This is a genomic window from Campylobacter sp. RM19072, from assembly GCF_024723485.1.
Taxonomy (GTDB): domain Bacteria; phylum Campylobacterota; class Campylobacteria; order Campylobacterales; family Campylobacteraceae; genus Campylobacter; species Campylobacter porcelli.
The window spans coordinates 1-9994 of the sequence record NZ_JANQCU010000026.1; the positions used below are offsets into that span (position 1 = coordinate 1).

The window sequence follows — 9994 nt, forward strand, 5'->3', positions numbered from 1 at the left end:
CAGTTTCCCCTATCCCTTAAGATCCCAACCCCTTCCCAGTTTGGCATTTTTATTTTATAAAGTTGCCGTGCGAAGTTAAAATAACTATTTTAAATCACAACCTATACATATAAGCATCATCATACACCCCTTTTAAGCGAGCAGTTATGCTATCTTTCCACGCATCTCGTATCTGTGTATTTTGAAGTTTGAGGATTAGATTTAAATTTTCTTTTGGAGCCAAAAATAGCATATTTAGCTCCATTATACTTAGCTTATTAGGATTACAATTAGTAATTTTGATGGTATCACCGCTATTAATTATCCCAGGCTTTAAAACCTTATAATACCACCCACTAAGCCCACTTTCAAAGATAAATTTAGTCATACCAGCGGCTATAATTTTGCTTAGTTTCACACAAGGCTTTCTAGGCTCGCTCACTTGCAAAATCGCAGAGCCTATATGATGAATATCGCCTATATATACGCTTTTTTCATCAAGGTCTAAAATGCTTAAATTCTCCCCCATTTGACCTAGCTTTAAATCCTTATTAGCAAATTTGCTAAATTCTAAGTAGTTGCTAACAGCATTAGCAAAAACTGCCTTATATTCGCCGCCATGGTGGATTGTATCGCTTATACTATCCCCATTTATCCCATTAAAATCGCAAAATCCGCTATCGATATGCCCCTTATCCATAGCGCTACAAAATCCGCCATAATCCTTTATAACGCCTATATTTAGGGACTTTACCACTGCCATAATATATTCTTTTGATTTAGTGAGTTTATGATTAAATTTGAGCTTTGCTTAGCAATCCCACTCATAAAACGCTCTATTACTGGGGCTTCATACCACATCTCTATCTCCACTTGGCTAAGCTCTTTTAGCCTAGATTTTGCTTCATCGTAGGTTGAAATCTTATCTATTAGACCTAAATCTAGAGCTTCACTGGCTAAAAATATTCTAGCATTTGCCCATATGCTGGCTTGATTTATATCTAAATTTCTAGCATTTGCCACATCTGTAGTAAATAGCTCATAGCTCCTATCTACCAATCTTTGCAATTCATCTCTTTCGCTTTGGCTCCACTTTCTAGTATAAGTGCCAGACTCTTTATACTCTCCAGCCTTAACCACTTGAGAGCTAATGCCTATTTTATCCGCTAACTTCTCTATATTAGGGGCTTGTAAAATAACGCCAATTGAGCCTATGAAACTTCCACGATTAGCATAAATTTCATCTGCACCAATGGCTGCGTAGTAGCCACCACTAGTCATTGTCCCACTAGCATAAGCTAGCACCGGCTTTAATTCATTAAGTGATTTTATAGCATCGCTAATTGCCACGCTTGAGCTCATATCCCCACCAGGGCTATTGATATTGATTAGCACCCCTTTTATGGCTGGATCTTTGGCTAATTCTATTTGAGATAAGAGATCTTTTTCATCTGTGATAGCCCCATTTAGCGATATTTCCATTAAATTTGCTCTATTTGTGCTAGAGCCACTTAAGATAATCAAAACTACAATAAGCACAAAAATCATACTCTTAAAGTAGGTATTGATAAAATTTAAAAGCCCTTTAATAGGCGACAAAAGTAAATTTAAAATTCGCATTTTTCTCCTTTAATATATAGTGATTTAGCATTTTTAGTATGAAGTATCATTTGAGTGCAAAGCTGATTAATATCACTGATATTAAATCCATCAAAGATAGCTATATCAGCGATATTTCCAGCTTTTAACTCACCTAAATTTAGGTTTAGTGCTTTGGCTGGATTAGATGTGATGGATTTTATGGCAAATTTAGCAAATTCATTTAAATCCATATAGCTATGAGCCATCATAGCAGCCCTTAGCTCGTCCCAAATATTTAGACTTATATTTGAGCTTAATCCATCTGTGGCTATAGATATATTTATGCCGTTTTTAAGGGCATTTGCTAGGTCAAATCTAGCACTTAATAATCTATTAGATACCGGACAAGTAGCGATAGAGTGAAGCGATTTATCCATTAAATTTAGATAATTTTTAGCAAAAATAGAGTGGATAAATAGAGTGCGAACCCCACTAAAAAGCTCTATAAATGAGCTTGGGGAGTAAAATGGCTTGGAGTTTTTATTAAATTCTTTAAAAAACTCACCAAATCCGCCGCTACCATATTCTAGCCACCGCTTTTCATCTAGGCTCTCCATAAAATGCGTAGAGAGTATCATATCTGATTTTTTGGCTAGATTTATAGCACTTTTAGCTAATTCTATATGGGTAGAGTATGGAGAATGCACACTAATAGCTGGGATAAATAGATCGCTTTTTAATTCATTTGCAGTATTAAAACGCTTTAAAAATCCGCTCCATTGCTCTTCTAAAATGGCTGAATTTGAGCCTAAAATTTCGCTAAAATATATCGTTCTAATAGGGGAATTAGCGCACAAATTAGCGCTAAGCCCAAAGCTAGAAATCTCTCCAATAGTGCTTACTCCAGCTCTTAACTGCTCATAGATGGCTTGATTTATCGCACTATTTTTATCGCTATTTTTAAATTTAGCACCATTTGCGATTACGCTTTTTAGCCATAGTAAAAAATCCCCATAACTAAATGTAGTTTTATTGCTACTATACTCAAGATGAATATGGGAATTTATAAGAGCTGGCATAGCGATACTATCGCTAAAATCTAAAATTTGAGCCTCTTTAAATTCGGTTATAAGCTCATCAAATTTGGCTATTTTTTCAATTTTATGATTAAAAGCGATGGCGTGATTTTGTAAAATATCAAAATTGTCATTACATAAAATGATAAATTTAGCTTTTAATATTTTCATAAATTTCCTTAAAAAGCAGATATTATAGCCAAAATTTAGCCAATATTTTGTAAAATATTTGCTAAATAATTTTTTATCGGAGAAAAATATGAAAATAATGGTAATCCAAGGCCCAAATATCAATATGCTTGGCAAGAGAGAACGCAGAATATATGGCGTGATGACTATGAGCGATATACATGAGCAGATGAAAGCAGTAGCTGATCAAGCTGGGGTTGGGATTGAGTTTTTTCAAAGCAATTTTGAAGGCGAGATAGTTGATAAAATTCAAGAGTGCTTGGGTGAATTTGATGGCATTATCATCAATCCAGCTGCTTATACTCACACTTCAATTGCGATTAGAGATGCGATTGCGTCTGTGGGGTTGCCTACTATTGAGGTGCATATTAGTAATATTTATCAAAGAGAGGAGTTTCGCCATAAGAGCTTAGTTGCTCCAGTTTGTTCTGGTCATATCGCTGGATTTGGACCCATTGGCTATCATTTAGCGATCATTGGAATGCTTCAAATTTTTGATCAGATAAAGCGTATGGAGACAGCTTCTAAAGATGCTTAATTATATCTTAAAAGATGAAAATGCCGTATATTTTGAGTGCGGTTATAGCTGTGATAATGAGATTTTTATCAAGTTTAAAGATGAGAGCTTTTTTATTACTGATGCTAGATATGCTATTGAGGCTAAGAGCGTTATCAAAAATAGCCAAGTAATTGAGTCAAAGGATATAAATAAAAGCGCAAGATTGCTATTAAGAAGTCTTGGGGTGCGTGATATAATCTTTAATCCAAGCGATTTTAGCTATTTTGATTTTAAAAGCTTAAGCCGAGATTTACATATAAATTTTGTAGCAAAAAATGAATTTTCAAAGCTTAAAAGGCAGATAAAAAGTAGTTTTGAGATCGAAATTTTAAAAGAAGCAGCAAGGCTTGGGGCGAGTAAATTTGATGAGTTATCAAGTGTTATAAGCGATGGTATGAGCGAGAAAATGATAAATTTCAAGGCTGAAAATATCCTAAGAGATGGTGGAAATTTAGCCCTAAGTTTTGATCCAATCACAGCTATAAATGCAAACGCTGCTAAGGCTCATGCTTTGCCACTTGATGAGCGTATAAAGAGCGCAGATTTGCTACTAGTAGATGCTGGGGTAAAATACCAAAGATACTGCTCAGATCGCACTAGAACGGCGGAATTTCAAGATGGATTTAAATTCACTAAAGAGCAGAAATTTTCAAATTCAAAGCAAAATGAGATCTATCAAATAGTAAAAGAGGCGCAAAATCTAGCCATAAAAGCAGTCAAGCCAGGAGTTAGGGCTTGTGATATAGACGCAGCAGCTAGGGATTTTATAGCTAAAAATGGATATGGTGATAAATTCTTTCACTCCACCGGTCATGGAGTAGGGCTTGATATACATGAATTTCCGATAATTAGCCCAAGAAGCACGACTATTATAGAGCCTGGAATGGTATTTAGCATTGAGCCTGGAATTTACTTAGAGAATGAATTTGGCATAAGAATAGAAGATGTTGTGGTGGTAACTAATAGCGGGTGCGAAGTGCTTTGATGGAGAGAATTTATATTAACGGGGCTAGAATGCTACTTAGAAGTAGGTATTTCCCAAAAGAATTTAGACTAAAAGCTAAGCATAAATATACCGCTATTATCGGTCTTGGGGGAAATATCGGCAATACTGCAAGGCTCTTTGATAGGTTTTTAAATTTAATTTTAAAAGATAGGAGATTTGCTATTATGCAAAGTTCGCCAATGCTTGTAAATAAGGCGTTTGGTTATGCTAGTAGGGATTATATAAATGCTGTGATAATCCTTAAAACCTCTTTGTATGCTAAGGAAATTTTAAAAATTATGCAGCATTTTGAGAAGAGATTTAAGCGAGTTAGAGAGTTTAGGAATTCGCCTAGAACTTTGGATTTGGATATACTATATTTTAGTGCTAAAAGTTATAATGATAATGTTTTAACCCTGCCTCATCCAGGGGCTAATATCAGACCAAGTGTATTTATCCCATTAGGTCTTATGAAAGGAGTGTGATGGCTACAGTTTTAAAGACTTTTACAGGAGAGAGTGCGATAGAAGCACTAAAAAAAGCCAAAGAGGAGTGCGGTGAGAGTGCAATGCTAGTAACTACTAAGCAAATTCAGCCTAAAACCTTAAATAAAAAACCGCTATATGAAATTTTAGTAAGCGTAGAAGAAAATAGTGCCCCGCAAAATCCAGCATCGCAAAATAAGCAAACTCAAATAAATCAAATTCAAAAGCAAATTTCAGCCTATACACTAGGTTCAACGCCAAATACCAAACCAAGCACATTTAACTCAGATAGTGATAATAAAGATAGCAATGATATACTACTTAATATCTCACAAGCTGCAAAGGAGATTAGCAAAGTAGCTGGCATTAGTAGCGAAATAAGCGAATTTAAGAGCGTGGAGTATGATAAAAAGATAGATGAGGTGGCAAAAGAGGTAAATAAACTCAATCAAAAAATATCCATGATAGCTGATATGATTTGGGATGATAGGTCTGAAAATCGTGATGATATTATCATTCCGCCTGAATTTTCTACCATATATAAATTAGCCAAGCAAAGCGGTATGAAAAGCGAACATTTAAAAGGAATAATGCAAGCTACAATCGAAAATATGCCCTCATCTATGAAGAGCAATCCAGCTACAGTTAAGCGATATTTCTACTCACTTTTGCGTAATATGCTACCTTGTAGAAGTGAGAGCTTTGATAGTAAAAAGCAAAGAATTATGATGCTTGTAGGGCCTACTGGTGTAGGCAAGACTACAACGCTTTCAAAATTAGCTTATAAATTTGCTCACGGGGATCAAATCAGATATAAAACTGGGATTATAACCCTTGATACATATAGGCTTGGTGCGGTTGAGCAGCTATTTCAATATGCTAAGATTATGAATATACCGATACTTGATGCAATTGAGCCTGATGATTTTAGATCTGCTATTAAGAGCTTATCAAATTGCGATTTAATCTTGGTTGATACGATGGGAAGCAGTCAGTATGATAGGGAGAAGCTCATTCGTCTTCATACATTTTTAAAAGAGTGTGGTAGCAAGGTAGATGTGAGCTTGGTGGTATCAGCCGGGTCAAAGATTGAAGATTTGCTAGAGATTTATAATAACTTTTCAGCTTTGGATATTGATACTTTGATAATTACCAAATTTGATGAGACAAAGATATTTGGTAATATTTTTTCTCTTATTTATGAAACTGGCGTTCCAGTTAGCTTCTTCTCAACCGGACAAAATGTCCCAGATGATATTATGGAGGCTAAAAGCGAGTTTTTAGTTAGCTGTGTTTTAGATGGATTTAAAGGAGATGAATGATGGATCAAGCAGATAAATTAAGAGAGCTAATGATAGCTCAAAAGATCAAAAAATCAACCCATTTCATAGCCATCACTAGCGGTAAAGGAGGCGTGGGTAAATCCACAGTTAGTGCGAATTTAGCCAATCTTTTATCATCTAATGGCTATAAAATTGTGCTATTTGATGCTGATATTGGACTTGCGAATTTAGATGTTTTATTAAATGTTAAAATCAATAAAAATATGCTAGATGTATTAAAAGGAGAGTGTCCGCTTGAGGAGATTTTGATTAAAGTTAAGCCAAATTTAACTCTAATTCCAGGTGAGAGCGGAGATGAGATTTTTAAATTTAATGACCAATTTTTATATGAGAAGTTTTTAAATCAAGCATCAATTTTAAAAGATGTTGATTTTGTCATCATTGATACTGGGGCTGGGATTGGCTCTAGCACTCAAGTTTTTTTAGAAGCGTGTGATGAGATTATCGTTGTTACCGTGCCTGATCCTGCTGCTATTACTGATGCTTATGCTACGATTAAGGTTATTTCAAAGATGAAAAGCGATGTTTTTATGCTTATTAACCAAGCAAAAGGCGAAGATGAAGCACAAAAGATATTTCAAACCATCAAAACCGTAGCTGATAAAAATATCACTCATCAGCTAAATTTAAGTCTATTAGGCTGGCTTCCAAGCGATAAGGTAGTTTCAAGAAGTATTAAGCAAAGAACGCTATTTACTAGTGATGCACCACACTCTCTTGCTACGCTACAGCTTAAAAAGGCTGCGAACAACCTTCTTGAGAAATTGGAACAAAAAGTGCTTGACACCAGCGAAGATAGAAGTTTTGCTGGCTTTTTCAAGCGTTTAATAGAGCAGTTTTAAAGGAATATTGTGAGAGCAGATAATTATATAGCATTTTTTACAGTATGTGGGTTTTTTGTGGGTCTTATGTTTGTTATAATAAAGATTGAAGAGCCTGTGGAGATTGTTATATATACTTTGCTTATTACATTTTTTTTCTATATTGTTATTCATATTGTTGTGATGAACTATATAGATGCTAAAAAAATTGGTCTAAGGATATTTAACAAAGAGCATTATGAAGAGATAAATGACTATCTTGTTACCGAGCTTGCTATTAGGGAGCGTAAGCTTGATGGTATTATCCAGCATTTAGACCAAAAGCTCAAAAAATCAGGTAAAAAGCATGAATTACGCAAAGCAAAAGCAGCTTGATAGCTATAAATCTCAGATAAAAAAAGAGCAAGATGATTTAGTGATCGCTTATATGCCAGCTTTGAAAGCTATGGCTCATAGGCTTAGATCTCGCTTACCAAGCTCAGTAGAAGTGGGCGATTTAATCAGCGTAGGAACTGAAGCTATGGTAAGACTTAGCCATACCTATGATAAGAGCCAAAATGACAATTTTTGGGGTTATGTTAAACAAAGAGTATATGGCTCAATGCTTGATTATTTGCGTAGTCTTGATACTATAAGTAGAAATAGTCGCAAATTAGTCAAAGATGTAGATCGTTTGATAGATGAGTATTACAATAAACATCAGTGTGAGCCAAGTGATGAGTATTTAGCAAAAGAGCTAAATGAAGATATAAATAGAATTAAAGAGGCGAAGAATTTAAGTGAGATAACATCAGTTTTACGCTTAGAAGATCAATATGAGTTATTAAGTGAGTATAGCACCGAAGAGCAGATAGAAAAAGATGAATTAATAGAGCATATTAAGCATATTTTATCCCAATTCAATCAGCGTGATCAGCTGATAATCCAGCTTTATTATTATGAAGAGTTAAATTTAAAAGAGATAAGTGAAATTTTAAATATCACAGAGTCTAGAATTAGTCAAATTCACAAAAGACTTATAACTAAAATCAGAGAAAGGCTAGGCTTTTAATGGCAGATATTTTAAGTCAAGAAGAGATAGATGCACTTTTACAAGTTGTAGATGATGATGGAGCTGGGCAGGTCGCTGATCTCCCAGAGCATATAGAAGAGCCAAAGCAAGTTGTCATATATGACTTTAAGCGTCCAAATAGGGTTAGCAAAGAGCAGCTAAGAGCCGTTAAGGGAATTCACGATAAATTAGCCAGAAATCTTGCTTCTCAAATTTCAAGTATTATGCGTAGTATCGTTGAGATTAGACTTCACTCAGTTGATCAGATGACCTATGGTGAGTTTTTGATGAGTTTGCCAAGCCCAACTAGCTTTAATGTATTTTCTATTAAGCCACTTGATGGGAACTGCGTCCTAGAGATAAACCCTAGTATCGCATTTCCTATGATAGATAGACTACTTGGTGGTAATGGAGATGGATTTGATAGCAATAATAGAGAGCTAACTGATATTGAAGTTAATCTTTTAGATGCGATTTTGCGTATTATTATGCAACGCCTTAAAGAGTCTTGGTCTATGATTACAGATATGTATCCAAATGTAGAGGCTAAGGAGTCTAGCCCAAATGTCGTCCAAATCGTTAGCCAAAACGAGATTGTTATTATGGTTGTTATGGAGATTATTATTGGAAATTCGAGTGGTATGATAAATTTATGCTATCCAGTCATATATCTTGAGCCGATTTTAAGTCGCCTTGCTAATCGTGATATTATGTTAGGTGAAACCAGTGCTAAAAAGAGCCGTAATAAGGAGCTCAAAACCTTAATTGGTCGTGCTGAGGTGCTTTATGAAGCAATTTTAGGTAAGACTATAATTAGTGTAAATGAGTTTTTAAATTTAGAAGTTGGCGATATATTAAGACTTGATCGCAATGCTGATGATAGGGCTATAGTTTGTATAGATAAAAAAGAGGTATTCTTAGCTCAAATTGGCATTCATCGCTTTAGCAAATCAATTAAGCTAGAAGAGCTTATTAAAACTGATCGCGATGAGATAAAAGCGATTTTAGAGCAGTATGAAGAGGATAGAAAAGCTAAACTAATGGCATATGAAGAGCCTAAAGACGATAACGAAGAAGAAAGTGATGATGAGGAAGAATACGATGACTAGATTTTTTGAACTTTTTAAAAACGAGCTAAGTGCGACTATAGAGGGATTAACTGGTGCTACACCGCAAATATCAGATGCGGCTGAATATGATGCTCCAACTCAAAATGGCATAAAAACCCCCGTTATAATGGCTAGTGTGACATTAAGCGGAGATATAAATGGCAAGATGAATATTGTCTCTTCTGTGCTTTTGATTACAGCTATTAATGATTTAATGCTAGGAGAAGAAGAGCCAACTGGCAATACCACAATCAGCGATGATGAGCTAGATGCGAGCAAGGAGATATTCTCAAATTTGCTAAGTGCGGTTAGCACATCTTTGGGTGCGGCTAAAGATATGCCAAAGGTGAATTTCGCTATTAATACAGTAAAGTATATTGATGAAAATCAAATTTTGGATTTTACCTCATTTGAGAAGTTATTTTTATATCAAATTGGCATTGCGAATTTAAATGAGTTGCTTGGCGTTTGTATTGATTATCCATTTTATAAATTTTTCAATAAAACCACAGAGAGTAATACTAATAAAGAGAGCAAATCATCTGAAAAGCACGATATTAGCGATGAAATTAGAAATATCGGGCTTATTATGGATGTCAGGCTGCCAATCCGTGTGCGTATTGGCTCTAAAAAAATGCTATTAAAAGATGTATTATCTATGGATATTGGCTCGGTTATTGAACTAAATCAACTAGCCAATGATCCGTTAGAAGTCTTAATAGGAGATAAACCAGTCGCACTTGGTGAAGTGGTTATCGTAGATGGAAATTTCGGTGTGCAAATCACTGAAATCGGCACCAAAAAAGAGCGTCTAGA

At 35.1% G+C, this 9994-nt stretch carries 12 protein-coding genes; 9 read left to right on the forward strand and 3 right to left on the reverse strand.

All coding sequences use genetic code 11. The features are described 5' to 3' along the window. Window positions 1–94: 94 nt before the first annotated feature. The 3 genes from CSUIS19072_RS08025 to mqnF are packed head-to-tail and all read right to left on the reverse strand — an operon-like array spanning window position 95 to window position 2807. The gene (locus CSUIS19072_RS08025) at window positions 95–742 is read right to left on the reverse strand and encodes an MOSC domain-containing protein (RefSeq protein WP_086293121.1); all 648 of its coding nucleotides are present in this window, start codon (window positions 740–742) and stop codon (window positions 95–97) included. Continuing rightward, window positions 730–1599, reverse strand: a complete 870-nt coding sequence (gene sppA / locus CSUIS19072_RS08030; RefSeq protein ID WP_086237415.1) for a signal peptide peptidase SppA — start codon at window positions 1597–1599, stop codon at window positions 730–732. The genes CSUIS19072_RS08025 and sppA overlap by 13 nt, the downstream gene beginning before the upstream one ends. After that, on the reverse strand, window positions 1587–2807 hold the full coding sequence (mqnF, locus tag CSUIS19072_RS08035) for an aminofutalosine deaminase family hydrolase (RefSeq protein WP_086242487.1): 1221 nt from the start codon (window positions 2805–2807) through the stop codon (window positions 1587–1589). The genes sppA and mqnF overlap by 13 nt, the downstream gene beginning before the upstream one ends. 88 nt (window positions 2808–2895) lie before the next feature. On the opposite strand from mqnF, the gene aroQ reads away from it, so the two are divergent. From aroQ to fliY, 9 genes are all read left to right on the forward strand, one after another. Continuing rightward, complete coding sequence (gene aroQ / locus CSUIS19072_RS08040; RefSeq protein WP_086237417.1) at window positions 2896–3363, forward strand: type II 3-dehydroquinate dehydratase; 468 nt, start codon at window positions 2896–2898, stop codon at window positions 3361–3363. Further along, window positions 3356–4369 carry a M24 family metallopeptidase gene (locus tag CSUIS19072_RS08045; protein ID WP_086237418.1) on the forward strand — a complete coding sequence of 338 codons (1014 nt, stop codon included), beginning with the start codon at window positions 3356–3358 and terminating at the stop codon, window positions 4367–4369. Before aroQ ends, CSUIS19072_RS08045 begins: the two co-directional genes overlap by 8 nt. Further along, a complete protein-coding gene (folK, locus tag CSUIS19072_RS08050; RefSeq protein ID WP_086237419.1) occupies window positions 4369–4854 on the forward strand; it encodes a 2-amino-4-hydroxy-6-hydroxymethyldihydropteridine diphosphokinase in 486 nt (161 codons plus the stop codon). Before CSUIS19072_RS08045 ends, folK begins: the two co-directional genes overlap by 1 nt. Beyond that, a complete protein-coding gene (gene flhF / locus CSUIS19072_RS08055; RefSeq protein ID WP_086237420.1) occupies window positions 4854–6176 on the forward strand; it encodes a flagellar biosynthesis protein FlhF in 1323 nt (440 codons plus the stop codon). The genes folK and flhF overlap by 1 nt, the downstream gene beginning before the upstream one ends. Beyond that, window positions 6173–7039: a P-loop NTPase gene (locus CSUIS19072_RS08060; RefSeq protein WP_086237421.1), complete on the forward strand. Its 867-nt coding sequence runs from the start codon at window positions 6173–6175 to the stop codon at window positions 7037–7039. Before flhF ends, CSUIS19072_RS08060 begins: the two co-directional genes overlap by 4 nt. A 9-nt stretch (window positions 7040–7048) precedes the next feature. Continuing rightward, on the forward strand, window positions 7049–7393 hold the full coding sequence (locus CSUIS19072_RS08065) for a hypothetical protein (RefSeq protein WP_086237422.1): 345 nt from the start codon (window positions 7049–7051) through the stop codon (window positions 7391–7393). Beyond that, entirely contained in the window at window positions 7365–8069 is a 705-nt protein-coding gene (locus CSUIS19072_RS08070) for an RNA polymerase sigma factor FliA (protein ID WP_086293119.1), read from the forward strand. The genes CSUIS19072_RS08065 and CSUIS19072_RS08070 overlap by 29 nt, the downstream gene beginning before the upstream one ends. Then, entirely contained in the window at window positions 8069–9178 is a 1110-nt protein-coding gene (gene fliM / locus CSUIS19072_RS08075) for a flagellar motor switch protein FliM (RefSeq protein ID WP_086237424.1), read from the forward strand. The genes CSUIS19072_RS08070 and fliM overlap by 1 nt, the downstream gene beginning before the upstream one ends. Then, window positions 9171–9994 (forward strand): flagellar motor switch protein FliY (gene fliY, locus CSUIS19072_RS08080; RefSeq protein WP_337212240.1); only part of this gene is annotated, 824 nt, incomplete at its 3' end. The genes fliM and fliY, both read left to right, overlap by 8 nt.